Genomic DNA, 26,201 nt, shown 5'->3' with positions numbered 1-26,201 from the left:
AAGTCTGAGGTGAAGTCTCGTTAGTAGAGTATAACTGTAGGGCTTACGAAAAGAAACCCGGTTTCTGCGAGTCAACTGTTGGCAATTGCGAGTTCTGGAGTGGCAGCGGTCAATTCGATCGCCAGTGCTAGCTTACCGTCTCTACCCAAAGCTTCATCCGCCAAGTGCACCATCCAGCGGTTCGGCTTGGCTTGGGGTCTGGCGGCGAGCACAACGGCCCAAGCTTCCCGTTCTTTGCCGCGACCCAACAGCGCAGCACAAACAATCAAAGCTGTGGCAGTTGAACGGCTGATTCCACTTTGGCAGCAGATGAGCAAACTGCCTCCCTGCGAGGACATTTTGACGGCGAAGTCAATAATTTTCAGTACATCCTCAAGGGTAGGCAAGATTTGATCGGGGTCGTCAACCGGGGTGTCGAGGTCGTTAAATTCCAGCCGCAGTCGGTTCGGGACTTTGTGAAAATTTCTGGGATCTGCTACGCCCGGACTGCCGATCGAGATCAGGTATTCGATCTCGCGCCCCACAGCGCGATCGACACTGTATTCGCTGGCTTCTGCTTGCGAAGCAATCAGGATTTTCGGCAATTTTTGATCCGATAAATCTGCGACAACTGATGGTTCAAAATCAACTGTTTCTGCCTCAGTGCTGACATCGGCCAAGTATTGGGCTGCCAGGGCGCGAACGTCAGCAAATTCTCGGTTTAAAGCTGTTTCCAGAGCCAAAATAGCCGCCGTCGAGCCAATTTGACCGAGGGATTTAACAGCATTGTGACGCACTCCAGAGGTTTCGTCCCCCAGCAGCCGCACTAAACCTGCCACAGCTTCCTCTGTCCCAATTTGCCCCAAAGCAGCAGCAACTCTCCACCGGACATAAGATTCGCTGTCGCCAATTGCGATCGCCAGTCCCGCTGTCACCATTTTTTGCAAGTTAGCATCTCCGGCTGTACTGATGTTCCCCAGGGCAACCGCAGCCCTGCCGCGCACGAAAATGTCTCGATCCGAGAGCGATCGCATTACCGCCACCACAGCCACCTCGCTGCTGATTTCCCCCAAGGCAGAAACTGCACTGCCGCGCACGTCTGAGTCGTCATGGTTGAGGGCTTCCAGCAGGCCGGCCACAGCCGTTTCCGTGCCGATTTGTCCCAAGGCCTCGGCGGCCCTCAAAGAAACTGCATAGGAGTCGGGATCGTCGTGGAGCAATTCTACTAAGCTGGGTACTGCCTCACAATTGCCGATTTTCCCCAAAGCCGTCGCGGCCCTAGCGCGGACGATGTGATTCGAGTCTCTGAGGGCATTTATTAGCGCGGGAACTACCTCAGAAACGCCGATTTTCCCGCAGTTGACCGCCGCCCGCCAGCGCACTTCGGAGTCTTGGTGTTTGAGGGCTTTGAGCAGTGCGGGGACGGCTGTTTTGGGGTGAATTTTGCCCAAGGCCCAAACAGCCCAGACGCGCACCCCGGAGGCTTTGTGGTTGAGGGCTTTGAGCAGTGCGGAGGCTGCTGGTTTCGAGTTGATTTCTCCTAAAGCCCAAGCCGCCCAAGCTTGCACTTGGGAATCTACGGATTCGAGCGATCGGGCTAATTCAATTACTGCTGCTTCGGAGCCGATTTTCCCGATCGCCCGAATGCCATGAAGGCGCACTGCACTTTCTTTGTGGTTCAATGTTGCCGCAAGTATCGGAATTGCCAGATCCGAACTTGTTAGGGCCAGCAGTTTAATTTTGAGCAGCGGCGAAGTTGGGATTTTTTGGATTAATTTTATTGTGGATGTTTGAAATTCTGGCTTTACCGTTCCTGCTAGCTTCGAGCCGAGTTTTAAATTTACTTTTAGGGCTAATTTTACTGCCCGCAAAGCCAGACTTTGCTCTTCTACTTGCGGCAATATTGTCGCCAAGGTGCGCATCCCTTCTTTTTGTTTCAAATATTTTTGATTGAATTGAGCATCGCTGAGATCGGGTAGCTGTTGGATGAGGGTTGCTGCGGCGTTCATTGATTTACCTAATATTTTAGCGAGCGCTTGAGATTGCTATTTTAAATTGTGTGTATAAAAAATAATATAGCGTCTACAAAACGCTACTTCTCAAAAAAGCTTGCACCACTTCTAAAATATGTCTTATGCCACTATTTTTGCAACTCCCCAATTATTAATTATCGGTTTTTTTTGGGCGATCGGCTTGACAATTAGTAGCGCTTGCTGCTGGGCCTCGCTGGGTTGTTAGATAGCCTAACTCTGCTATATCATTTTATAGCTCGTTGGTTTGAAATAGCGATCGGCGCGGTTGAGCGCAGCCAACCGGAAACAGCTTGATTGCGGGACAATTTCTCAACGAGCATAGGGCCCTTTTTTCAAAACCTCAGCCAAAGCGTTATCGTTATCTCGCAAACCTTCGTAAAAAAACATCACTTCTCCTTGAATGCCGCGAGAGCGGTTGTAAGCAATTACTTGCAACAACAGCTCGGGAGTTATGCTATATTTACTGCCTCGATTCGTCAACAAAATCCCGGGCGACACGCACTTTACTTGCTGCCCGCTAAGCTGTCTCTCAATCAGTTTATCTACCAATTGTTTGTAAGCGTTAAAATCGCGGCGATAAAACTGCGGGTGAAGCAAATCGACCAAGTTTTGGTCAACCCAAGCTTTAGAATCTTGCAAATATTCTTCCAGTCCCCACTCATAAGGACTCGGCGACATCGACAGCAACAAATCAGGATTAATAGCTTTTACTTCTCGGTGTAAACGAGCCACAAACTCAGTAATAATATCAGCGCGCCATTGCAGCCAATGTTTATCTTTACAATTCGACGGCGCTGCTTTACCGCACTCTTCTCGATAGCGTTTAACAGTTTTTTCGTCGTAACCGCCTTCTACGGGAAACGCAATGCGATCGTCTCCTTGAACGCCGTTTACCGGATAATTCTTAGCAACTTCCAGCATCAACCCCAGCACAAAGTTTTGCACTTCCGGGTCAAGAGAGTTCATCCAGTCAAAGTTATTTTTCTTAAGTAAATTGCCGCTGGAATCACGGGCGGCCCACTCAGGTTTTTTCGCCAGCAAATGACCGCCCTTGCGATTGTAAGAACTCACAAATCCGTATTCAAAACAAGGAATCACTTTTAAACCAACTCTTTTTGCCTCAACACATATTTCTGCTAAGGGGTCGCGACCTTGATAGCGCGAGTCAATTTCAACCCCAAAGTTTTCTCGCATAATTTGAGAAGGATAAGCCGTATAACCCTGGCTCCAAATTATAGGAAAAACGGTATTAAATCCCGTATCGGCGAGAAAGTCCATTGCCTCAGCAATTCGCTCTTTTGATGTGAGAACTTTGCAGTCAGTGGTGGGTATCCAAACGCCGCGAATTCCACCAGGATTGTTAGTCGCAAACGAACTGGGCAGCGTTGCTGGATTTGGTGCAGAAAATCCAGTCGTTGCCAACCGCTGTTGGATCGAAGAAGCAAAACTGCGAATTGCTGATTGGAAAGGTGTAAAAAATGGCATTTATTTATTCTATTTTTGTTGTAAGGTGCGCAGTGCGCACGCTACGTTATTAATTTGTAGCACCCGATATTATTTATAGATAAGGTGCGCGGTACACACCCGATATTATTTATAGATAAGGTGCGCGGTGCACACCCTACCTTTATTCGTAGCACCCGATATTATTATGGATAAGGTGCGCAGTGCGCACCCCAAAATTGTACTATCCAGCTACTCCCGACAGCTTCTGGCTCAAAGCTTCTTTCAAGAGTTCCGCCTTATCAGTTTCCTCCCAAGGCAAATCTAAATCAGTGCGTCCGAAGTGACCGTAAGCTGCTACATCTTGATAGAAACGGCCGCCTCTTTCAGCAGGCAAATTCTGCAAGTTAAATGCCTGAATGATTCCCGCAGGACGCAGTTCAAAATGTTGCTTCACAACTTCCAAAAGGCGATCGTCATCAACTTTTCCAGTGCCAAAAGTTTCGATCATCATGCTAACAGGCCGCGCAACGCCGATCGCATAACTCAACTGCACTTCGCACTTTTGTGCCAAACCAGCAGCTACGATATTTTTAGCAACGTAGCGACAAGCATAAGCCGCGCTGCGGTCTACCTTGGTGGGGTCTTTCCCAGAAAAAGCGCCGCCGCCGTGGCGAGAATAGCCACCGTAGGTATCCACAATAATTTTGCGGCCCGTCAAACCGGAATCCCCTTGAGGCCCGCCGACCACAAATTTGCCGGTGGGGTTGACAAGGAAGCGAGTTTCTGCATCCGGCTTCACGCTAATATCGGCAAACACGGGTTGGACGACAGCAGCCCAAAGGTCTTGTTTGATCTTGGCTTGAACTTCGGCTGTTTCTGTGAGGTCGCCGATCGTTTCGGTGTGCTGGGTAGAAATTAAAATCGTATCTATGCCAACGGGTTTGCCGTCCTCGTAAATCACCGTAACTTGGCTTTTGCCGTCGGGACGCAGGTAAGATAACTGACCGGTTTTGCGGACTGCTGCCAGTTGACGGCAAATCCGGTGCGCTAAACTGATCGGCAGAGGCATCATTTCCGGCGTTTCGTTGCAAGCAAAGCCGAACATCAAGCCTTGGTCGCCGGCTCCAATGGCGTCTAATTCCTCTTCACTCGATTGTTCCCGGCTTTCGTGGGCTGTATTCACCCCTTGAGCAATATCGGGAGACTGAGAATCAAGAGCTACCAAGACTGAGCAACTATTGGCAGAAAAGCCGTTGTCAGCGTGGATATAGCCAATATCGGCTATTTTTTTCCGGGCTAATTCTATGTAATTTACCTGAGCTTTAGTGGTAATTTCGCCCGTCAGCAGCATCAAGCCGGTGTTGACGACTACTTCGGCTGCGACGCGGCTTTTGGGGTCTTCAGTCAGTAAGGCGTCTAAAATCGTATCTGAAATTTGATCGCAGATTTTATCGGGATGGCCTTCAGTGACGGATTCAGAGGTAAACAGGTAGCGACGTGACAATGATTGTTCCTCCTTTGATGGGGGCGAAGCCTGCGCGACATCGAGAACCGACGAATTATTTTTCAGGTAATGGCCAAGAATCATGGCGTCTGGGCCGCCGTCGAATTTTTGTCGGTCTGCAGAAGTGTTGAAGCAGGGTTTGAGATTGGGTAAAGTCACACTACTATAGCAAAGTCAGTCGTGGGAAGTCGTTAAAAACTTAGATTTTGTAGGATTCTCGATCGAGCTTGGACACACCGCTAGTCTACCCCCCTAAGCTGACAAAGGTAAGATACAGTCAGCGTATCGCCTCGCGGAAGGACTATGGCAGGAATCCAAAAATCACCGAACTTAATCCAAACGGTTGCAGACCTAGAATTTCCCGGCGGCCCAATACCGATTGACTCTGCATTTTATATCGATCGATCGCCCGCCGAAGCCCGAGCTTGCGCAGAAATTACCAAGCCAGGGAGCCTGATTCGCATTAAAGGTCCCAGAAAAATGGGCAAAAGTTCGCTGATGCTGCGCATAATTCACGCGGCAGCCGAGCGTGGATACCGCACAGTAAATGTAGACTTTCAGCAAGCCGACGCAGCGGTTTTTGGTAGTTTAGATAAATTTTTGCGCTGGCTTTGTGTCAATGTCGCTCGGCAACTCAAACTCGAACCAAATCTCGATGAATTCTGGGATGAAGATATGGGCAGCAAGGTAAGCTGCACTCTTTACTTTGAGAACTATTTGCTCGAACAAATTGACAGTCCGGTTGTCTTGGTGCTCAACGAAGTAAACCTAGTATTTGAACGCGCCAATATTGCTCAAGAATTTCTGCCACTGCTGCGTTCTTGGTACGAACAATCTCGACACATTCTAAGTTGGCAAAAACTCCGCATCGTCGTCATTCACTCGACAGAAATTTATATTGCTTTGAGTCTTAATCAATCTCCATTTAATATAGGACTGCCGATTAAACTCTCAGAATTCACTGCTGAACAAGTCCAAGATTTGGCGCGCAGATACGGACTGAACTGGAGCGATAGCTATCCGATCGAGCAATTAATGAACATGGTAGGCGGGCATCCTTATTTAGTGCATTTAGCGCTCTATCACCTGGCAATTTTGCTGCAAAATCGCCTGTCGGGCGATCGGGACGAGCCTGGGGAAGAACTGGGGCGAGCCGAGTTGGCAGAACTGTTAACAGCAGCTCCTACTCACAGCGGCATTTATAGCGACTACTTGCAAAATCAGTCGATCGCCATTCAACAGCAGCCGGCACTGGCATCCGCCTTCCAACAGGTTGTCGGTGCTAAAAATAGCGTTCACATCGAACCTTTTATCGCCTATAAGTTAAACAGCATGGGACTTGTCAAATTAGAGGGAAATAACTGTAGCTTATCTTGCAAATTATATCGCCTGTATTTTCAAGAGCAAAATTTGTGCGAGGACTGTTTCTCGACTGTTGGTTGGGAGGAGTTGCAGCAAGAAAATGAAAGGCTGCTAGCTTTGGTGAATGTGGACGAACTTACTCAAATTGGCAACAGACGGCATTTTGACAGTTGCTTGCGAGCGGAATGGAAACAGATGGCTCGCGATGGGTCGCCGATATCTTTGATTATGTGCGACATCGATTTTTTCAAAATATATAATGATACCTACGGACATCAAGCTGGAGATGATTGTTTGCGAGAGGTAGCTCAGACAATTCGCCGAGCGCTCCAGCGTTCTGCTGATGTAGCGGCTCGCTACGGGGGCGAGGAATTTGCTGTGATTTTACCTCAAACTGATGCGGCGAGCGCTCTGCTTGTTGCCGAACACATTAGAGTGAAAGTTAAAGATTTGAAGATTTTTTTTAAGCCGGAGAGATTTGACGGTCTGCCTAATTCTGTGGTAACGATTAGTTTGGGAATTGCCAGCGTTGTTCCGGGGCAGGAAAATGATGCAGCAACGCTGGTACTGGCGGCTGATGAGGCTCTTTATCACTCGAAAAGGCAGGGGCGCGATCGGCTCACTATGAGTAAGGTTTTAAATTTTCGATTTGCTGCTGTTAATTAGCTAATCCCGGGGGAATATAATTCGTTTCTACACATACAAAGTCCGCCCGCGCGGACTCTGAAGAAAACGATAGTTAAGGACTGGATTTGAGGTTAATAGCGGGGAACGCTTCGATCGACCACCATTGAGTAAGCATCGATACCGCCAACGATATTTTTAACGTTGGTAAATCCTCGCTCGGCTAGCCAGTGGCACATTTGAGCCGATCGCACTCCGTGATGGCACAGAACTAGGGTTTCTTTGTCGCGATCGAGTCTAGTGTCAATTTCACCGGACCATTCGGCAAACTCGCTCAGCGGAAAAGCTACAAATCCCGGCAGCGCCGCGAGTTCAATTTCGTCAGGTTCCCGCACGTCTACAAGCTGAAATTTCTCAGCATTGGTTTCTGCTAATTGGCGACCTAATTCTTCGACTGTAATTTGAGCAAAAATTTCTGACATTTGATTATAAAAAAGTAGTCATTAGTCATTAGCCATTAGTCAGTCAACAGTCAACAGTTAACAGTCAACAGTCAACAGTTAACAGTCAACAGCCAACTGTTAACAGTGATTAATTGGGCAGCGAAGGCGGTGAAATTAGCTCCACAGGAGGAGTAGGTGCAGGACGCCCGTCCAAGCTCACTGTGTCCCTCGGGTCCAGACAAGTGGCGATTAACCTGTCAGTGGGAAATTCGAGCCTGCCGCTCAAACCGACTACGCATTCAGCAAACTGTTGTGGCAATAAACTGCGGCGACACCCATCGAGCACTAACAGGGGAGCCGCAGGTTGAGTTCGAGTTTTGCCGTTAATATTCACTACGCAAGTAGCCAATTCGGCGGGACGCCTCACCCGCCGACAGCTAGAGAGCGCTTCGACACCAGAAATATTGGTTTTGCGGTTTATTTGGAGAGCGCATTTAGATATGTCGCGGGGGCGGAGGGCGTCAGCACAAGCGGAGGCGGCTGCCTCTGCCCCCACTCCGGCTTCGATTAGTTCCAGGGCGCAGACGCGATAGGGATTCCTATTGCGAGGGATTCTAATAGTGATAGCTGATGCTGGCGAGATTGGCAGTGCTGTTGCCAACAAACCGAGTGCTGCTAGCTGCGTGCCGAGAGCCAATATCCAGCGCCCGGTAGGGCTTGAGCCTGTCGGTGCTGGCTTTGAGGAAGAAGTTCGGGAAAAATTGCGGTTGTGCATGGCAGATCGAGTAGTGAGTTTTTTTGGCTGATTGGGGCGATCGAGCGATCGGCTTTTCCTTCAGAATTTACCGCACATGATGGATCGCCCTGCGGTCGATCGTTTTTTTATCGATCTTTGTTGGAATTTTGATCGTTACCAACATATAATATAGAGTCTGCATAAAATTGCATACAGATATTAGAGAGGAAAATAAATGTCTCGATATCGAGGCCCCCGATTGAGAATCGTCCGTCGCCTGAAAGAGTTGCCGGGTCTAACCCGCAAAACCCCCAGACGAGATTATCCGCCTGGACAGCACGGTCAAAACCGCAAAAAGCTCTCTGAGTATGCGGTTCGCTTGCAAGAAAAGCAAAAACTCCGTTTCAATTACGGTGTGACGGAACGCCAACTGCTCCGTTACGTCCGCAAAGCCCGCCGTGTCACGGGCTCCACAGGTCAAGTGTTACTGCAATTTTTGGAAATGCGCTTGGACAATACTGTGTTTCGGATGGGAATGGCTCCAACCATTCCGTCCGCTAGACAATTGGTAAATCACGGTCACATAACTGTCAACGACCGTGAAGTCAATATCGCCAGCTATCAGTGCAAGCCTGGTGATGTAGTTGCGGTGAAAAATAGAGAGCGCTCGCGCACAATGGTAGAAGCTAATCTCAAAGACCCAGGCTTGGCTCACTTGCCCAATCACTTGGAATTTGATAAGCAAAAACTGGTTGGCAAAGTTAATGGCGTTATCGAACGCGAGTGGATTGCTCTACAGATTAACGAACTGCTAGTGGTGGAATACTACTCACGGCAAGCTTAAGTTATTAGTCATCAGTCGCTGGTCATTAGTCATCAGTTGGTTGCTAGCAGAATAATTAATAATTGGGTACGAACCCAGTTATTGATTAATTGCTACTGAATAATGAGGACTAAGGACTGAGGACTAAGAATTAATAATTTTCAACACTCCCACCCCCTAAAAAGGGATGGGATTTTTTGAAGGTTTCGCTTGTTAACTTCTTTGAGTTGCCATTTGCTCAGACGACACCTGCCTGATGGCATTAAATGATGTCCCAGCCTCAAATTATTACCTTAAAAAGTTTCTTTTCCGGTTGGTTCTTGGTGGACAAGACCTCGCTTTTGAAGGCGATAATTTGCTACAACGGGGTAAACAACACCGCGTATCCGATTGATCGCACCTACTGGACGATGAACTGCTAAGCCGTTCCAGGGAGAATATCTCAGGTTTTCGTTGAAATCAGATTGTTTTTCATAATCAATAATCTGATGCTTGACAGTGAGACGACCTACTCTCAAGAAGGGTGATTCCTGTTCCTTCCAGACATTGATGCCATCGTCGATCGGCATTTTTAGGCTGGTTTGGAACTGGATGCCAAAATCCCACCAATATTGGGCATCAGGTTTCGCCAAAGCTTGAATTAGATCGTTCCGGTAATAATTGTCTGGTTGTTTGGGATCTAAACCCAAGGCTTTAGCGCGATCGACAAAGGGAATTTTAGGAATTCCCGGTCGAGATTGTTCTGGAATTATCTCGTGCGGTGGTTTGCATGAAACCGGAGTAAACCCATACTTAATTACAGCAGGATATTCGACAGGAACTAGACCAGGCTGGGAGGGATCGAAATCGGGATTGAGACCCAAAGCAGAGGGTGAACCGCTCCAATATTTGGCTGTTAGCAAACTCTTCGGAGTCCGGCTACCCGTAAGCGTCGAGACAGCTAAAAAGTGTCTGGGATGTCGTATTAGCCACTTTTTCAATGTCTCTGGTGATTCAACCAGAGCAGAAAAAAAGCCGTAGTAGTCTTTGATGGTTTGGCTCACAAATATCTCTGAATTGTGAACAATGATGTCCTGGGTTTTTGACTCGTGGCTTTGCGCCAGTCGTTCCCCTTCCACCCCCATCACTTTCACTGAGATTGAGCGCGAATCTTTTTGGTAATCAGGGTATACTTTGGTAGCCCCGTTAGCAAATCGCAACCAAACAGGATATTCTTTGGGTTTTGCTAGCAAACCTTGCTTAAGGGAAATAGCATTGAGTTGCGAAGAAGTTAACGAAGCGCGTTTTCCCAATTCCTGTTTAATCGCTTGCTGATCGAAGTCAAAAATTTCCAGAGTTCCTTTAACGCACGCATGAGTTTTGGCGTGAGTATCTCGCAGCGCCCGCTCCTTATCCCCGTACAGATTATCCATCCGAAGCTTGGCCTGCTCAACCAAAAGATCGTAGTATTTGCGTTCGTCCTGTTCGGGATATTCGGTAAATAGCTTCTTGCTCATAAATAACCTTTTAAAAGCTGATTGTGGCGATAAGGGTTGGCATTTTCTCTTCTAATTTACCTGACTTTTAACGGGATGTCGAGGGTTCTCAGATTTAAGTTGTTCGCGGTTCATTGCGTCATCCTTTAAACCGCGAACAACTCACCACTGCGACGACTGTCGGCTCTAATTGAACTAGAGTTATACATTGGAAAGAAAGGCGTACAATTTACAATTTGTAAACCCACTCCCCTCGTGTTCTGTCAGATCATTTAGATGGTTTCCCACCCTCATTATAAAAAGAAACTTTGTACTCTTTACCGCGAGGAACATTACGGTTCAGCACCTGGGAGAGGGTCTTGGTATTCATAATCTCTTCCCAACCTACAGGTGAAAAAGTTTCGGGATTGAAGACATTTTCGGCTAATAGAGGATTGGTGAAAGCTTGAGAAAAGGCATCAATTCCTATCAGTCGTCCGACTAAAGGAGGTAAGGCTGAATTTTGCCGCAAATCTTCTGCGTAAAGTCCCACATACAACTCAATGTTGTCTACGTGACCGTACAATCGTTTCAATTCTTTTTGGACATCTTCATCGCCACTAATTTGATTGAAATCGGTCACCCGCGGATACTTGCACAGTTCGCGGTAATCGTTGTAGGTTCTTAATTTGGCTGCACGACCTGCACGAATGCTGGCGGTTTCGGTTGGAATTAGGAAATCAGGCGTATTGAATAAACCCAATTGCGCTGCTGGTTGGGAACAAGTTTCTTCAAATATAGCTCCCAAACCCTTGTTAATGATCATATCATTGTTCCACATCGACTCGGGCATAGACATTTCTTTCCCGTCATGAATTAGCTTATCGGGCAGCATACTATGCCAACGATAAACTAAAGTAAATTCTACTGACATCCAATTGGTGCGATACCATTTTTCATCAATAAATGCTGGGGGATCGACGAAGAATTGGAAGTGATAGGGAGTAATGTGGTTGATATAATCCTCTAGCACAATTTTCAGAAACTCTGCCATCACGATATTTCTGGCGGTTTGGAAAAGGCGTTCATCATCCCAAGTTGGATAATTCTTTGCCAAAAGGTCGCATACGCGATTATGTTCTCTTAAGCTAAGAACGTTGAGCATTACATAGCCAATTTGTACATTGACCCGCTCTAACTCTATCCCCATAGCAAATAATTTCTGTCTCTTTTCAGGGGGTAGTTTATCCGATTTCTTTTCGTCGTATTCACCGACTATTTGATGGGGAATTCCAAGGAATTCTTCCTTAGGCTGTCCGTTCTCATCATAGTAAAAAGGAGGATATTCTTCGCCATTGAGAATTTGGCTTTTTAGCTTGCCTCCTTGATGAGACCTCAGCAGCTTAGTAATATTTGCGTTCAACCCATAGACGTTACACAGATCGATGTGGTGGTTGGAGCTATTTTTGCGGTGATCCAGTCGATCTGTTCGCAGGAAACTGTCGGTAAACCATTGCACGAAATAGGGGAACATAAGAGAGGATTTGGCAGAATATTTCGTCTTTCCTCCTTTTTTGCGGTACAATACCTCCAAATCCTTAATAGGCGGGAGATTCTTTTCAAAATTCTCTGTGGGGCTTAAATTAACCCCTATGTAGTTTTTATTTGTTAAAGGCTTCCAATCATTAGGCGGTAGATGAAGTCCCGAATAAGTGCGATCGTTTAATGACTCCCAAGAGCTGTAGGGAGACATGGTACTAAACGGATAGGGGCGAGTCGGAATTTTTATGACGGCATTGTTAATCAGGGTTTTGTTCACTTTTTTGCTAAGCCCCTCGTTGCTTTGAATGAAGTTCCAAAGCGGCTTGAAGTTAGTTAAAAGCAAAGTCTCGATTTTGTTTTTCTGCCCGTCTCTTGAGGTGTCTCTTTTTGAAGGCATTATTGTTTCTCGTTTTGGTTGTTGTAGATTGGATATGGTTTTTCCTTTGGGTTCTTGTAGATTTGATTGATTGCCACGGCTCAATTCCGCCGGGATCTCGATCGAGTCTTCTTTATGCTCTGCAATTAGTTTTAAGGGTTTATTAGATAAAAGCGGTTCTAGATTCTTGGGGTGGTACGGGATGTCTACGCTTTGAAAACGCTCGATCGCGCTTTCATGAAGATCGTCAATGGTATCCCCCACATCGCGCCACTTGATTCCTGCCAATTTGAAGAACCCAGGATTGTTTTGAAATGGAGCCTTATAATTAGGCTGGATATCCTTAATGGCCTCTGGCTCGAATTCAAGCTTCAATTCAAGGTCACTGAGTTGATCCAACATCCACTTCAAGACAGTATCTGATAACCCGCGGTATGCTGGCGTACCACCGCCGATGCAGCCATGCTCGCCTGGAAACCAAACTTGACGAAGCTTCTGCTTCGGGGCATCAGGATTTTTCTTCATCAGGGTAACATCAAAGACTTCGCGAATTTCGTCGATCGCAACCGCGTGCAACGCATTCTCAATATCCTTATTTAAAGTGGTGTCGTGGAATTTGTACCTTTTTTTGAGCGGTTCTTCATACTTCTTCAAGACGGGTACAAGAGGAATACCAAGGGCTCCAACGGTGTCGAAACAACCGAGCAAGGTAATCGGGACGCTATCGCCGTTATCTTTGCCGTAATCTTTGCGGAAACGCTTTGCTTGGTCATCATTTGGTTTAACGCCTCGGTCACGGTAAAGCTCGTAAGCTTGTGATGCCTTGGTAATATAACGGCGGGACAGGAGACCGGAGCAATAGATCATCCCCGCTAGACTCCTGACTGTGTAAGCACCGCGACTGAACCCGAATAGATAGATTTCGTCACCGCGATCGTAGTTGAGAGAAAGAAAACGATAGGCATCTTGTATATTTTTATCGATTCCCAGCCCAGTGACTCCGCCCACAATCTTGTTACTGTCGACTCCAATTCCCTCGTCATAAAACACGATCTGCGGAACCCCGTCACTGGCTGTTCGTGTCACTGCCTGGGCAAGCTTAAGCACATTAGTTGGGCACTCAGTATCTAGTTTGTTCCAAGTTCCATCACAGCAAACGATCAGACGTTTCATATTTACATTCTCTCTTTGAATCGGAAATTTGATAGCGAGCTGTCATTGGTAATCGGTTACAAGAGAATTGCCAATTCGCGTTTTTCTGTCGCGTCAGGCGCTCCCTGCTAATTTTTGGCTTGAAATTGTTATGTGGCTGGGCAATCTTTAGCTATTTCGATTCTCAGGATATTAGTCCCAAAACACCCTATAGTCTAGTTGGCTGTATTAAAATGTTAATTTTATTTATATTTCTTAAATTAAAATGTTTACAGAGTGAAATAGTAGCTTTGGTTCTGGGAAAAGGCTTGATTCTCTTAAAAAGTAAAAAATTTAGAGTGTGAAATAGTAGCTTTGGTTCTGGGAAAATGCTTGATTCTCCTAACAGGAGTAACGATCTGATGCCATAGCTAACAAACATTTAAACACATTTACGCTCTGCCTGGTCAGTTTTGAGAACAGCTATATCCGATCGAGTTGTAAGTTATCTGCAAGATAATGGTGACGTATTAACCACACCCATAGCAGGTTTGGACTGTGTTTTGGATGAAAATTTGTTGCAGCGACTCTCAGATTTTCTGCGATGTGCTTGAAGTTTTTAACAATCTGTGGGCTTTTCTGGTTTCTCGATCGATAAATTTGTGCGAAAATTTTCTAGCCCCGGTCTAATTTGAAGCGTCCAAAAGTAGGGACGATCGACCGCAGCGACTGGCTGCGGGGTTCTCGCACCAAAACCAAAGGCAGAAGGCCAATCAGGCGCACAGCAGCCGAGAGGGCAAAGAGTGCTCCCAAACTCATGCCGGGAAGTTCGGCAACAAACCCGCCGGCAGTAGTTCCCAAAGCCCCAGCTAATCCCGAAACTGCTGCGGCGATCGCAAAATAAGTCGAGGGTTGCTCGATCGACGCTATCTCCATTTGAATATTGTTAGTGCACAAGCCGATCGCCCCTAAAGTCGTTCCCCCCAGCAAGTGCAGCAGCGGCAGCCACACCCAAACCGCAAACGGGTAATTGCCCGTACCCAACCACAGCAAAGGCGTTATCGCCACCACCAGCCCCACCGCAATTAGCAGGGGGCGATTTCCCAAGCGATCGGCCAACTTGCCCCAAAACATCAGCAGCAGTAGATTTGCCCCGGAACTCAAGCTGGTGTAAATCGTTACCAAACTTACATCCAAGCTTAATTCTTTCAGCAGGTAGATATTAAAAAAAGGCGCGCTGAGATTAACTGCAAATGTCCAGATGCTGAAGTAAAGAATAAACATTAAGAAATTAGAATCTTTGAACACAGAAGGCACAAAATCTGTTATTTGCTTTTCTTTTTTCTCTGTAAGTCGATCGCTCTGTGCATATTTTTTGTATACCTGCGGATTCACATCAACCATGAAGAATTGACACCCCAAACTAATCATTCCCGCCAAAACACCCACCAACAAAACAACACCGTAGCCCAAAATTGGATCTGCGCCCCAAGTTGACACGGACAATCCCATGAGCGGCACTCCCAGCAAACTAATCAAGCTCGTAGCACTGTTGCGAAAGCCAAAATAGCGTCCCCGCAAACGTTGAGGAACGACGGCGGCAAGCCAACTAAACCAGTTAGCACTGGCAAAAGCTCCTAGCACGCTAGCTGCTAGGACGGTTGCCAGCGTCCACAGCAGCAGTTGGTGGGAGTCTGCGTGCTGGGAACTCCAAACAATTGCCACCGCCAGCACCAGCCACAGCAGCCGAGACACGCCGAATATCCCTAGGTTGTAGCAGTAGCGACTGGTTGTGCGGTCTGCGATGTATGCTCCTAATGGTTGCAGGAGATTTACCACCATCGGAATAGCAGAGAATATACCTATTTCCACGCTGCTGGCACCGAGTTGCAGCAAGAAGTTGCTCAGCAGCACGCCGGCGGTCGCCGACTCGAAGATACTGGCAAAAACGCCGTCCAGAATTGAGGCTTTGAGAGTCGAGCGAATGTCTTGTTTAGAAATTTTGAGAGCTGTTTTTGGAGGTAGAACGAGCTGAGATATTTGATTATCTAGTATTTCAGGAGTCTGGAAAGATAGAGGTTGATTTAACTCTGCAACTGGTTCAACCATAAGTCATAGAATTTTATATTTTAGATCGCAGATTAAAGAATTAATTGCAAAATCTTGGTTGGGCAAGGGTTTGAGGCTGGCCGGCCATTAAATTATTTTTCATGCGCAGGTGTCAAAAAAATTTAATATTTCTGCTAGGAATTGCTGAGCTAGCCTATTAAGATAAAACCAGCCCCGCCTTCAAGATGTTAGCTTGAAAGCTAGACTGGCACTTCCGGGTAATTGTTATTAATATAGAGGGCAAGCGATCGCTGAGACATCAACCGCTTGGGAGATATAAATTTGCTAATTGTACAAAATTAGGTGTTAGGGCTTAACAAGGAAGCGATCGCAGCATTTCGCCTGACAAAAATTGCTCGAATTCCACCTCAAACAAGTCCCCCCAAGGGCCAAAGCAAATTTCGCGCGAGATCCTCCACTCGGCTCTCAAACCTTTACGGCTAGCTAAATCTATAGAATGTAAGACGATCGACTTGCCGAGTATAGCTGCTAACTCCAGCCCTCGGGCCAGGGCGGCAATTGCCTCTGGGGCGACAGCATCCACTTGCTGCATATCCACGACAACTCCAAGGGCAGCCGTTTCTAAGGCTTGCTCCAAATTGGTTTGGAAATCTAGGACAGCGATGCCGCCGAGGCAGCCCTTGGGTTGCAAAACAATGGTGTTGGATGCGGTGGTTTCTGGATCTAGTTGAGCGGTTGAATCCGAAACAACTGACGCCGTGAAGGTAGTGGCGGTCTTCATCTTTCCTCCTCCTGCGAACCCCTCACCATACCTGTACTCAGGACGGGGTAGATGCGAGGAAAAAGGGTGCAACGTCTGTGCAAGATAGCTGTAACCATCTTTTTTTTGAACCTGTTTACAGTAATTGTACTTAATTCCTGGAATCAGTTGGTCAGTCCCAGCGCTCGCGATCGAGATTCCTGGTTGTTTAGGGAAATCACCCGTACGTGCCCGTAAGGCTTCGGAGTCGGTTGTTGGCGAGCGCACCTCAAGAAAAGTGTGGCTGCGATCGGCAACTGGCAGGACAAAATAATGACTTGACAAAATTTACGCTAACTGATGATAATAGCAAACCCTAGAATCAAACTTAAATGTTTGAGGGGTATCACTGTGAAGGCGTGATGTCGATCGCCGGCAAATTTACGGATTTCTGAATTTGAGCGTGACCAAAACTCAACCTTTATCCGGGTATACACTGCCAGTATTTGCCTGTGCCGCTGCACTTGCAGCTTTGCGGTGCTTGCGTGATGGTATTCAGTCTTTAGATAGTGTATCAGTAAATTTACTGGAACCCCCAATAACGGCAGCAATTCCGATCGAGCAGGCATCTGTGCTCAAAACTGGTACCGCTTTGGGCGTGACTCGCTCCGATCCGGGGGACAATCTCGATCTGACTCGGAATACCCCCGTTTGGGCAATGGTGGAATTGGGGAGAGGGGAAGAGGGGGAACAAATACAGATTGTTGGCGGCGAGGGAATTGGACATCACAAAGCAGGTGGAGGAGCGGCAATCTATGATTACGCGATGCGGCTGCTGCGATCGAATCTGAGCCGAGAACTCGCACCGTCCGAAAAAATTACTGTCACCCTGATTCTGCCGTCAGGGCGCCAACTAGCCACCCGCACTTCTAACGAAGCTTTCGGCGTGGTAGAAGGACTTTCGCTGCTGGGTACAACTGGCATTTCTCAACCCCTGAGCGCCCCCGGACAGTTGGAAGTTTACCGCGAACAACTCCAACAAAAAGCCGAACTGTTTGACACTTTAGTATTCTGCATCGGCGAAAACGGCTTGGATTTGGCGCGACAACTGGGGATCAATCCCGATCGGCTCGTCAAAACCGCTAACTGGCTGGGCCCGCTGCTTGTAGAAGCAGGATGTCAGGGCGTGCAGTCAATTTTGCTGTTTGGCTATCACGGGAAACTGATGAAATTGGCGGCGGGAATTTTTCACACTCACCACCACCTCGCTGACGGGCGCAGGGAAATTCTCACAGCTTACTGTGCTAAAGCTGGAATGCCCGCTGATGCGTGTTCCGCAATTTTTGCCGCAGCGACGGCGGAAGATGCTCTCGGACAATTGCGGGCTTTGGACGCTCAAACTGGCAGCAATTGGGTCGATCGAATTTACGGCGACATCGCCCGACAAATAGACTTGCGGTCATCGGATTGCATTTTTACTCACACTAATCTGCGCATCCCCGTGGGCTCGGTGATGTTCGGGCGCGATCGCAAAATTATTGTTAAAAGTGACATAGGAGATACATTTCTGACCCAAATTTGTTAATGTAGTGTGAATATCCCTGAATTATGTTTAAAACATCGGTCAGGGATAATATTTAACAATTAATAATTCTTAGTCCCTAGACCTTAATTATACTAGGTTGCTTCGGGACGAAATTTTTGACGCAAGAGTTCAATTAATTAGGGTAAGGATCGAACTAAATCTATGCTTGCCCTCGACTCTATTAATCGACTAACATCGCTGACAGCAATCTAGTATAAATAAGATTTATTCCTAGCGACTAATGGTTGCTCGCCTTCCTCAGTCTTGCAATGAGACGGCGACAGATACCTCCGCTACTTTCGGTCCAATTAGCAATTAGCAATTACGCAATAACCGTGACTACTCAAATAGAAACTGAATCAGTCCTAACAAACTCTTTTCTGGAGCAGATAGATCGCCAGACGATCGTGATTCTCGACTTCGGTTCGCAATATTCCGAACTGATTGCTCGCCGCATTCGCGAAACTCAAGTATATTCAGAAGTTATTTCTTACCGCACTACGGCAGAACAGTTAAAAGCTATCAATCCTAAAGGAATTATTCTCTCAGGAGGCCCGAGTTCTGTATACGATGAAAGAGCTCCCCAATGCGACCCAGAAATTTGGAATTTGGGAATACCGGTGTTGGGAGTATGTTACGGGATGCAGTTGATGGTAAAGCAGCTCGGAGGAACGGTTGAGCGGGCTAAGTTAGCCGAATACGGCAAGGCATCGCTATTTATTGACGATCCTACGGATTTGCTGACAAATGTCGAAGAAGGCAGCACGATGTGGATGAGCCACGGAGACTCCTGTTCCGAGTTGCCGTCGGGTTTTGAGATCCTCGCTCACACGGACAATACTCCGTCTGCTGCTGTTGCTAACCACGATAAAAATTTGTACGGCGTTCAGTTCCATCCAGAAGTAGTTCACTCGATCGGGGGAATAGCTTTAATTCGCAATTTTGTTTACCACATTTGCGAGTGCGAACCGACTTGGACTACTGCTACTTTTGTGGAGCAATCGATTCGCGAAATTCGCGCGCAAGTGGGGGATAAACGAGTTTTGCTGGCTTTATCCGGCGGTGTAGATTCTTCTACTTTGGCTTTCTTGCTGCACAAGGCGATCGGCGACCAACTTACCTGTATGTTTATTGACCAAGGGTTTATGCGCAAGCAGGAGCCGGAACGGTTGGTAAAATTATTTAAAGAGCAATTCCACATTGACGTTGAGTATGTTAATGCTCGCGAACGCTTTTTAGCTCAACTTGAAGGGGTTACCGATCCGGAGGTAAAACGCAAGCGGATAGGTCACGAATTTATCAACGTATTTGAAGAAGAATCGAAGCGTCTTGGCCCCTTCGACTACCTCGCTCAAGGTACTCTTTATCCTGATGTGATTGAGTCGGCTGACACTAATGCAGACCCGAAAAGCGGCGAGCGAGTTGCTGTTAAAATTAAAAGCCACCACAACGTAGGCGGTTTGCCGAAAGATTTGCGATTTAAGCTGATCGAACCGCTGCGAAAACTGTTTAAGGATGAAGTGCGAAAAGTCGGCCGGTCGATCGGGCTACCGGAAGAAATCGTGAACAGACAACCTTTCCCCGGCCCGGGATTGGCGATTCGGATTATAGGAGAAGTTACCGCAGAGAGACTAAATATTTTGCGGGATGCTGACTTCATTGTTCGCCAAGAAATTAACCGCCACGGATTGTACGGCGAACTTTGGCAAGCTTTTGCAGTTTTGCTACCGATTCGCAGTGTAGGGGTGATGGGCGATCAGCGCACTTATGCTTACCCGATCGTTCTGCGGTTTATTAAGAGTGAAGACGGGATGACGGCTGACTGGGCGCGGGTTCCTTACGATTTGTTGGAACTGATCTCGAATCGGATTGTGAATGAGGTTAAGGGGGTGAACCGGGTGGTTTACGATATTACTTCTAAGCCGCCGGGAACGATCGAGTGGGAGTAATACCATTGTCGATTATTGATTTTCGATTTGGATAGATGCCGTCTGTAAGTCCTGTGTTAATTACAGGACTTACTAACTCTAAAACTCATTGTAGAGAGCGATCGTTGCAGATAGTAACTACTCCTTTATTATTAAATCTACCCCGAACGCTCGGCGAACAACGGGTGATTTTCCACCACTTGAATTGGCAAGCCTATCAGCAAATTGTCCGAGCAATTGGCGAGAGTCACTCTGCCCATTTTACCTACGATCGCGGCAGTTTAGAAATTACGATGCCTTCAGAAGAACATGAATTTTACCGATAACTGATCGGACGTTTTATTTATTTCTTAGTTGCTGAGTTCGGTTTAAAAATCAAAACTATGGGTTCTAAAACACTCGCTCGGGAAGATTGGGATCGGGGCGCAGAACCCGACAATGCTTATTACATCCAGAACCAACTGCGAGTGGCAGGAAGAACGGTAAATTTTCAGCAAGATCCGCCGCCAGATTACGTCAACAAAAAGGCGCTCGTTAAATCAACTGTGCTTTTCGGCTGTAACTAATTTGAGAGTATTAGCCTGCAATACCTGACTGTAGCAATTAGCTAACCCAGATGTTTCTTCTTGCTTCTTGGTTTTGCGTTCGATAGATTCTAACTTTGATAGCTTGGTGTTGCACGAAATATTTTTAGACCTTATTTGTACTTAAATCCACCCAAGTTAATATCAACCGGGTTTTTGAGGATTAGCGCATAAGTCTTGTATGATTGAAACTATTGTGGGGCGGTGGAGTTTTGCTATGAGAAATTTTCAGCTTTTTCGGCTGATTGTGCCAGCGATAATTTTTACAGTTGTTGGCAATCCTTTCAAAGTTTTAGCAGAGGGTGGGGCGATCGCAAATCCGACTCTTGTTACCGATACCGCTGGTGCAGGAGATGCAATATCGAATTCAGTTGCACCGCAATTATTTAACGATAAGCTGCCTGAGAGCGAGAAAGATTTGAATTCCGATCGCGAGAATATTGAAATATCGGCAAACACAAAAGTAGAACTTCAGGAAAAGCCTTTGCAAGTAGGGTTTGAAAACGAGACAGAAAAACCGATCGCCCCTGAAATTACCGCCCAGCAACTCCCAAATCCGATCGTTCCCGAACGGCCTCTGCCGCAGCAACTTCCAAATCCGATCGCTCCCGAACCGCCACTGCCGCGGCCAATTCCCGCACCGCAACCCGCACCGGAACCTCCCTTAAATATCCCCGTACCAGCACCTTTGCCGCCCCCAGAAACGCCCGATATTCCCGGTACTGTTATTGTTGAAAAATTCGAGTTTGTGGGAAATACAGCTTTCAGCAGCGAAGAACTAGCTAAAGTTACCGCAGAATTTACCAACAAACCGCTTACCTTTGCCGAATTGCTGCAAGTTGAAGCTGCTGTTACCAAGCTTTACGTCGATGCAGGCTACATCAATTCTGGGGCGGTGATTCCCGCAGGGCAAAATTTGTCCGCAGGCGCGGTAACTGTGCGAATTGTCGAAGGCGGTTTGCAAAATATTGTCGTCAGCGGTACGGGGAGGCTCGACCCTAACTATGTGAGAAGCAGAATTGCCCTTGCCGCCCGCCGCCCTCTCAACACCAACCGCTTGCTGCAAGCTTTGCAGCTTTTGCAGCTCGATCCGCTGATTCAAAATATCTCTGCGGAACTGCAAGCGGGTTCCCGCCCGGAACTCAGTATACTTGAAGTGAGAGTCAAACCCGCGAGAACTCTCAGCGCTCAACTGATTTTGGATAACGGGCGATCGCCCAGCGTCGGCAGTTTCCGGCGCGGCGTCGATTTCACCCAAGCCAACACCCTCGGGCTGGGAGACGCAGTGAGGGTGAATTATACAAACACTACCGGGAGCAACGCTTTCGAGATCAACTATACTTTGCCGGTCAATCCCCGCAACGGCACTGTCAGCTTGAGTTACGGCAGAACTGGCAGCGATGTGGTGGAACCGCCGTTCGATCGGCTGGAGATTGTCGGGAAGTCAAACAGGTACGAACTAGCGTACCGCCAGCCCTTGTATCAAACGGCGTCGCAGGAATTCGCACTAGGTATAAGCGGCTCGCTTCAAGAAAGCCAGACAACTCTCCTCGGCGTCAACGAACCCCTGTCTCCGGGAGCCGACGAGGAGGGGAGAACGCGGGTATCGGCTGTGAGATTTTTTCAGGAGTGGACGCAGCGGAGTCCGCGATCGGTTGTGGCGGCGCGATCGCAGTTCAGTTTGGGCCTCGGCGCCTTCGGCGCAACTATTAACTCAGAAGCCCCTGACAGCCGCTTTTTTGCGTGGCGGGGACAGGCGCAATACGTGCGGCTTTTGGCTCCAGAAACTTTGTTTGTAGCGCGATCGGACGTGCAGTTAGCCAATCGGGCCCTCGTGCCTTTAGAGCAAATTGGTTTGGGCGGTTTCCGCAGCGCGAGGGGATACCGGCAAGATGTTTTGCTGACAGATAACGGGCTGTTGCTTTCGGCGGAAGTGCAAGTTCCGGTGGCGCGTTTCGGGACCGGAAATCTACTGCAAGTTGTGCCGTTTGTCAATTACGGGCGGGGCTGGAACAGTTCTGGTAATGATAATCCGAAAGAGAATAATTTGCTGGGTGCTGGTTTGGGTTTGCAGTTGCGTTTGGGCGACAAATTTACCGGGCGTTTGGAGTACGGAGTGCCGCTGATTGATGCGGGCGAGTCGAGCGATCGAACTTGGCAAGAAAAGGGGATTTATTTTTCGGTGATTTACAATCTTTTTTAGGATTTTTTGAGGTGAGATGCGCACTATTAGACATAAGTCTTAGGGTGTGCCGGCATCGAAAGTCCTTAAAGTAATTCAGAAGTGTTATAATATAACATTGAAAATAATAAACCTATGCCATACAGTAAATTTACTATCAGCAAAGCAGTAGAAGCTTTCCATCTCACGATCGTTGAAGGGGGTCGATTTTTCCCAGAAATTTCCCCAGTTACTCCTAGTTCTTTACTACAGGATACTCTCAGAGAAACGATTCCCTGGGCAATCGCAGTGAGTAGCGAAAAAGCCCGCTCAGAAGGCATTATCAATCCCGTTTTACTGGAAGTAAAACGCCAACTTCAAGGACAGATTAGCGTTTTCTCTGGCGAGGAATTTAATGTAGAACCGGAGGCTGAACTCGCAGGTTATGTTGACTTTCTCTTGAGCCGTTCCCCGGAGCAACTATTTATCAAAGCTCCAGCAGTTATATTGGTGGAAGCTAAGAAAGAAGACCTGAAACCCGCTCTAGGACAATGCCTTGCAGAAATGGTGGCGGCTCAACGCTTTAACCAACAAAAGCAACAGCCGATTTCGACGATTTACGGAACTGTTACTAGCGGTACAGTTTGGCGGTTTCTTAAGCTAGAAGAGCAATGCGTGTCGATCGATCTTACAGATTATCCGCTACCTCCGGTTGAGCAAATCTTGGGTTTTCTCGTTTGGATGATGGAGGAAAGGTGATCTGAGTTGAGTATAATATCGGAAAATTAGATAAATAGTCGATCGCCAATTTATGAAATCAAATTTAGGCTTGAGTGCATTAATCTTTGCAGAATTAGCTGCTTTGTGCTGTTCGAATCCAGCAACAGCGCAGCTCGTTCCAGACACGACTTTAGGGGCAGAAAATTCTCTGGTTGCGCCGAATGTCGATATTAAAGGAATTCCGGGCGATCGCGTAGACGGGGGTGCGGTTCGCGGTGCTAATTTATTCCACAGTTTTCGAGAATTTAACGTCAGCGATGGCAGAGCAGTTTATTTTGCCAATCCCGCTGCAATTGAGAATATTTTGACCAGGGTGACTGGGGGCAATGCTTCTAATATTTTGGGAACAGTCGGCGTTTTGGGAAATGCCAATTTATTTTTAATCAATCCGAACGGTATCGCTTTCGGACCGAACGCGCGTTTGGATGTCGGCGGTGCTTTTTTTGCCTCAACTGCTAGCGGTTTGGTATTTAGAGACGGCTCGAATTTTAGTGCGGCAAATCCGCAAGCAGCGCCGCTGTTAACTGTGAATATTCCTGTAGGTTTGCAGTTTCGGGGAACGGAAAAAGGGATTCAGAATACAGGGGGCAAACTTGAGGTACAAAACGGCAGAATCTTGGCTTTAGTGGGGGGGCAAAATACCGCACCGGGAACGGCAGGAGTGACGATTTCAGCTGCAGGAAGTTTGACTGCTGCTGACGGCCGAATTGAAGTGGGAGGGTTGGCGGCTGCGGGAACAGTTGAATTGGGCGCTAATGGCTTGATTTTTCCCGATCGCCCTGCCCGGGCTGACGTATCCCTGAACAACCGCGCCAGCCTGAACGTCTCAGCTAGCGGCAGAGGCAGCATTGCGATCGCAGCCCGGAATTTAGACATTGCCTCCGGGAGCTCTCTGAATGCGGGCGTTCTGGCGGGTTCCAATTTGGGGGGCGCTGTACCCGGAAGTATCAGCATCAACGCTTCGGATAAAGTTGCGATCGCCGGCGCCGGCAGCCGGGTGGAAACCGATGTTAAAAGCGGGGGTATCGGCAATGCCGGGTCGATCGAAGTGAGAGCGGGTTCTCTGTTGGTGAGCGCAGATGCCGTGCTGCTGAGCGGCGTTCGGAAAGCCGACGCTCAAAACCCCGCCGGTCAAGGCAATGGGGGCAATATAGCTGTGGAAGCGCGCGATCGCGTTTCGCTGACCGGCAGCAAAACTGCGATCGTCGCCAACATCGGCGGCGGTGTTGTCGGCAGCAGCGGTAAAATTAGAATTACCGCCGCCAACGGCTCAATTTCCCTCGCTGACGGGGCTAAGCTGCAAACGAATACGTCGGGACGGGGAGATGCCGGTCAAATTACCCTGCGCGCGGGAGATGCGGTTTCCCTGACTGGCGGCAGCAGGATCGAAGCGGAAGTTGACAGCGGTGCTGTGGGGAACGGCGGAAATGTCAGCATAGCAGCCCGATCGCTCTCCTTGACAAACGGCGCTGCGCTGGTAGCGCGGGCGAGCAAAGCGGAAGGCGAAAGGCCGGCGGGACGGGGGAATGCGGGAAATGTTACCGCGATCGTCCGCGAAGGGGTGACGCTCGATCGCGGTTTTATTGTCACCGCCGTGGGAGACGAAGTGCTGGGGAGGAGCGGCGAAATTGCCATTAACGCGCGATCGCTGGCGCTCAGCAACGGTTCTCGGCTGGAAACGGCGACTTCTGGGGGGAATCCGGCTCAAAGGTCGGTCGCGGGCAATGCTAACATTAACGTGCGCGATCGCCTGACAATTACCGGCAGTGACAGCGCAAATCCGAGCGAGCGATCGGGCATTTTCGCAACAGTTACCGATCGGGCGCAAGGGGGTTTGGGAGGCAATATTAACATCACAGCTAGGTCTGTTACTGTCAGAAACAGCGCCCAAATAACCGCAAGCAGCCAAACTTTTCAACCGCTGCAAACAGCGGAAATTTTGCGGAACAATGCAGGCAGCGTCAACATCAAAGCCGACAACATCCGTTTAGAAACAGGCAGCATTGAAGCCAACACGCAAGCCGGAAAGCGAGCTGAAATTAAATTAGATTCATCGGGATTGCAACTGCGTAGAAATAGCACAATTACTACTAATGCCGAGAATACCGACGGCGGCAATATTACTCTCAATGTCGGCACGTTAGCTGGATTAGAAAATAGCGACATTACAGCGAATGCGAGAGATGGAGGAGGGGGAGTAATACGCATTTCTTCTCAAGCAATTTTTGGGTCGAGATCCCAGACCAGACAGCAAGTAGAATCTGGATTAACACCCGATCAAATTCTCGATGCCGACTTCAGCCAGCGATTTTTGTCTACCAGCGACATCCTCGCAATTTCTCAAACCGACCCCGCCCTCAGCGGCACGGTGACAGTAGTAACTCCTGATGTTGACCCCACATCTGGGTTAGTAGAATTGCCACAAAACGTTGTCGATCCGGCGGCATTAATCGGCCAGAATCCCTGCGAAAGAGGCCGAGCGAGCGAATTCACAATTACCGGACGCGGCGGCTTGCCGGAGAATCCGGGCGAAGCCCTAAATAGTGACAGCGTGCGAGTTAATTTAGTCGAACCCGCCGCGCCTGTAAATTCTGGAAATACCGTGCAAACACTGCCACAGTCCCAACCAAATATTGGGGCCGGGGACGGGGAAACTGCGCCGATAATTGTGGCGGCTAATGGGTGGATTAAAAATGAACGGGGGGAGTTAATTTTAGTTGGATATAACCCCGCAGGTACTGGAACAAATCGTCAACGTCAAACTCCCGCAACTAATACCTGTAGGATGCGTCAGTAGAGAGTCCAGGACTTACGCATCATACCCCAATACGGTTCAGTTAAGGCTCAAATAGTGGTAAATTAGGTATGGTGTCCAAAAATGGAGAGCAAGTAAGGTGCATC

18 protein-coding genes are annotated in these 26,201 nt (G+C 48.0%); 9 read left to right on the top strand and 9 right to left on the bottom strand.

What is annotated here, in order from left to right; translation table 11 throughout:
* Positions 1-71 precede the first annotated feature (71 nt).
* From QUA54_RS17795 to metK, 3 genes are all read right to left on the bottom strand, one after another.
* Positions 72-1,988 carry a HEAT repeat domain-containing protein gene (locus QUA54_RS17795; protein ID WP_333415657.1) on the bottom strand — a complete coding sequence of 639 codons (1,917 nt, stop codon included), beginning with the start codon at positions 1,986-1,988 and terminating at the stop codon, positions 72-74.
* 333 nt (positions 1,989-2,321) lie between these two features.
* Complete coding sequence (locus QUA54_RS17790) at positions 2,322-3,497, bottom strand: family 10 glycosylhydrolase (RefSeq protein ID WP_333415656.1); 1,176 nt, start codon at positions 3,495-3,497, stop codon at positions 2,322-2,324.
* A 202-nt stretch (positions 3,498-3,699) separates the two neighbouring features.
* Positions 3,700-4,962 (bottom strand): methionine adenosyltransferase, encoded by a 1,263-nt coding sequence (gene metK, locus QUA54_RS17785; RefSeq protein ID WP_172190749.1) that lies wholly within the window; start codon positions 4,960-4,962, stop codon positions 3,700-3,702.
* A gap of 303 nt (positions 4,963-5,265) precedes the next feature.
* On the opposite strand from metK, the gene QUA54_RS17780 reads away from it, so the two are divergent.
* On the top strand, positions 5,266-6,990 hold the full coding sequence (locus QUA54_RS17780; protein ID WP_333415655.1) for an AAA-like domain-containing protein: 1,725 nt from the start codon (positions 5,266-5,268) through the stop codon (positions 6,988-6,990).
* Positions 6,991-7,082: 92 nt separating this feature from the next.
* Here QUA54_RS17780 and QUA54_RS17775 read toward each other — a convergent pair whose 3' ends face one another.
* Positions 7,083-7,430, bottom strand: coding sequence for a rhodanese-like domain-containing protein (locus tag QUA54_RS17775; RefSeq protein WP_333415654.1), 348 nt, complete (start codon positions 7,428-7,430; stop codon positions 7,083-7,085).
* Positions 7,431-7,539: 109 nt separating this feature from the next.
* Positions 7,540-8,166 (bottom strand): hypothetical protein, encoded by a 627-nt coding sequence (locus tag QUA54_RS17770; protein WP_333415653.1) that lies wholly within the window; start codon positions 8,164-8,166, stop codon positions 7,540-7,542.
* A 196-nt stretch (positions 8,167-8,362) separates the two neighbouring features.
* Here QUA54_RS17770 and rpsD point away from each other — a divergent pair, with 196 nt between their 5' ends.
* A complete protein-coding gene (gene rpsD, locus QUA54_RS17765) occupies positions 8,363-8,971 on the top strand; it encodes a 30S ribosomal protein S4 (RefSeq protein ID WP_172190738.1) in 609 nt (202 codons plus the stop codon).
* A gap of 272 nt (positions 8,972-9,243) precedes the next feature.
* On the opposite strand, the gene QUA54_RS17760 is transcribed toward rpsD, so the two are convergent.
* The 4 genes from QUA54_RS17760 to QUA54_RS17745 all read right to left on the bottom strand — a co-directional run bounded on the left by QUA54_RS17760 (position 9,244) and on the right by QUA54_RS17745 (position 16,304).
* Positions 9,244-10,446 carry a catalase gene (locus QUA54_RS17760; protein ID WP_333415652.1) on the bottom strand — a complete coding sequence of 401 codons (1,203 nt, stop codon included), beginning with the start codon at positions 10,444-10,446 and terminating at the stop codon, positions 9,244-9,246.
* Positions 10,447-10,693: 247 nt separating this feature from the next.
* The gene (locus QUA54_RS17755) at positions 10,694-13,495 is read right to left on the bottom strand and encodes a phospholipase effector Tle1 domain-containing protein (RefSeq protein ID WP_333415651.1); all 2,802 of its coding nucleotides are present in this window, start codon (positions 13,493-13,495) and stop codon (positions 10,694-10,696) included.
* A 633-nt stretch (positions 13,496-14,128) separates the two neighbouring features.
* Entirely contained in the window at positions 14,129-15,562 is a 1,434-nt protein-coding gene (locus QUA54_RS17750; protein ID WP_333415650.1) for an MFS transporter, read from the bottom strand.
* Between the two features lie 313 nt (positions 15,563-15,875).
* Positions 15,876-16,304 carry a hypothetical protein gene (locus QUA54_RS17745; protein WP_333204085.1) on the bottom strand — a complete coding sequence of 143 codons (429 nt, stop codon included), beginning with the start codon at positions 16,302-16,304 and terminating at the stop codon, positions 15,876-15,878.
* A gap of 421 nt (positions 16,305-16,725) precedes the next feature.
* Between QUA54_RS17745 and cbiD the strand changes: the two genes are divergently transcribed.
* The 7 genes from cbiD (at position 16,726) to QUA54_RS17710 (ending at position 26,097) form a co-directional block, all read left to right on the top strand.
* The gene (gene cbiD, locus QUA54_RS17740) at positions 16,726-17,847 is read left to right on the top strand and encodes a cobalt-precorrin-5B (C(1))-methyltransferase CbiD (protein ID WP_333415649.1); all 1,122 of its coding nucleotides are present in this window, start codon (positions 16,726-16,728) and stop codon (positions 17,845-17,847) included.
* 335 nt (positions 17,848-18,182) lie between these two features.
* Entirely contained in the window at positions 18,183-19,796 is a 1,614-nt protein-coding gene (gene guaA, locus QUA54_RS17735; RefSeq protein WP_333415648.1) for a glutamine-hydrolyzing GMP synthase, read from the top strand.
* A gap of 35 nt (positions 19,797-19,831) precedes the next feature.
* Positions 19,832-20,101, top strand: a complete 270-nt coding sequence (locus tag QUA54_RS17730; protein ID WP_333415647.1) for a hypothetical protein — start codon at positions 19,832-19,834, stop codon at positions 20,099-20,101.
* A gap of 57 nt (positions 20,102-20,158) precedes the next feature.
* Positions 20,159-20,341 carry a hypothetical protein gene (locus tag QUA54_RS17725; RefSeq protein WP_333415646.1) on the top strand — a complete coding sequence of 61 codons (183 nt, stop codon included), beginning with the start codon at positions 20,159-20,161 and terminating at the stop codon, positions 20,339-20,341.
* 199 nt (positions 20,342-20,540) lie between these two features.
* Positions 20,541-22,562: a ShlB/FhaC/HecB family hemolysin secretion/activation protein gene (locus QUA54_RS17720; RefSeq protein ID WP_333415645.1), complete on the top strand. Its 2,022-nt coding sequence runs from the start codon at positions 20,541-20,543 to the stop codon at positions 22,560-22,562.
* 114 nt (positions 22,563-22,676) lie between these two features.
* Positions 22,677-23,279, top strand: a complete 603-nt coding sequence (locus QUA54_RS17715; protein ID WP_333415644.1) for a hypothetical protein — start codon at positions 22,677-22,679, stop codon at positions 23,277-23,279.
* Positions 23,280-23,331: 52 nt separating this feature from the next.
* Positions 23,332-26,097 carry a two-partner secretion domain-containing protein gene (locus QUA54_RS17710; protein ID WP_333415643.1) on the top strand — a complete coding sequence of 922 codons (2,766 nt, stop codon included), beginning with the start codon at positions 23,332-23,334 and terminating at the stop codon, positions 26,095-26,097.
* Positions 26,098-26,201 lie beyond the last annotated feature (104 nt).

Source organism: Microcoleus sp. MOSTC5 (assembly GCF_036701825.1).
GTDB lineage: Bacteria > Cyanobacteriota > Cyanobacteriia > Cyanobacteriales > Microcoleaceae > Microcoleus > Microcoleus asticus.
This window is presented reverse-complemented; position numbering and strand designations above follow the sequence as displayed.

Excerpts from the sequence above, each read along its gene's own strand:
- QUA54_RS17795 (WP_333415657.1), bottom strand. The coding sequence starts at position 1,988 with ATGAACGCCGCAGCAACCCTCATCCAACAGCTACCCGATCTCAGCGAT.
- QUA54_RS17790 (WP_333415656.1), bottom strand. The coding sequence starts at position 3,497 with ATGCCATTTTTTACACCTTTCCAATCAGCAATTCGCAGTTTTGCTTCT.
- QUA54_RS17780 (WP_333415655.1), top strand. The coding sequence starts at position 5,266 with ATGGCAGGAATCCAAAAATCACCGAACTTAATCCAAACGGTTGCAGAC.
- QUA54_RS17775 (WP_333415654.1), bottom strand. The coding sequence starts at position 7,430 with ATGTCAGAAATTTTTGCTCAAATTACAGTCGAAGAATTAGGTCGCCAA.
- QUA54_RS17770 (WP_333415653.1), bottom strand. The coding sequence starts at position 8,166 with ATGCACAACCGCAATTTTTCCCGAACTTCTTCCTCAAAGCCAGCACCG.
- rpsD (WP_172190738.1), top strand. The coding sequence starts at position 8,363 with ATGTCTCGATATCGAGGCCCCCGATTGAGAATCGTCCGTCGCCTGAAA.
- QUA54_RS17760 (WP_333415652.1), bottom strand. The coding sequence starts at position 10,446 with ATGAGCAAGAAGCTATTTACCGAATATCCCGAACAGGACGAACGCAAA.
- QUA54_RS17755 (WP_333415651.1), bottom strand. The coding sequence starts at position 13,495 with ATGAAACGTCTGATCGTTTGCTGTGATGGAACTTGGAACAAACTAGAT.
- QUA54_RS17750 (WP_333415650.1), bottom strand. The coding sequence starts at position 15,562 with ATGGTTGAACCAGTTGCAGAGTTAAATCAACCTCTATCTTTCCAGACT.
- QUA54_RS17745 (WP_333204085.1), bottom strand. The coding sequence starts at position 16,304 with ATGAAGACCGCCACTACCTTCACGGCGTCAGTTGTTTCGGATTCAACC.
- QUA54_RS17730 (WP_333415647.1), top strand. The coding sequence starts at position 19,832 with ATGCCGTCTGTAAGTCCTGTGTTAATTACAGGACTTACTAACTCTAAA.
- QUA54_RS17725 (WP_333415646.1), top strand. The coding sequence starts at position 20,159 with ATGGGTTCTAAAACACTCGCTCGGGAAGATTGGGATCGGGGCGCAGAA.
- QUA54_RS17720 (WP_333415645.1), top strand. The coding sequence starts at position 20,541 with ATGATTGAAACTATTGTGGGGCGGTGGAGTTTTGCTATGAGAAATTTT.
- QUA54_RS17715 (WP_333415644.1), top strand. The coding sequence starts at position 22,677 with ATGCCATACAGTAAATTTACTATCAGCAAAGCAGTAGAAGCTTTCCAT.
- QUA54_RS17710 (WP_333415643.1), top strand. The coding sequence starts at position 23,332 with ATGAAATCAAATTTAGGCTTGAGTGCATTAATCTTTGCAGAATTAGCT.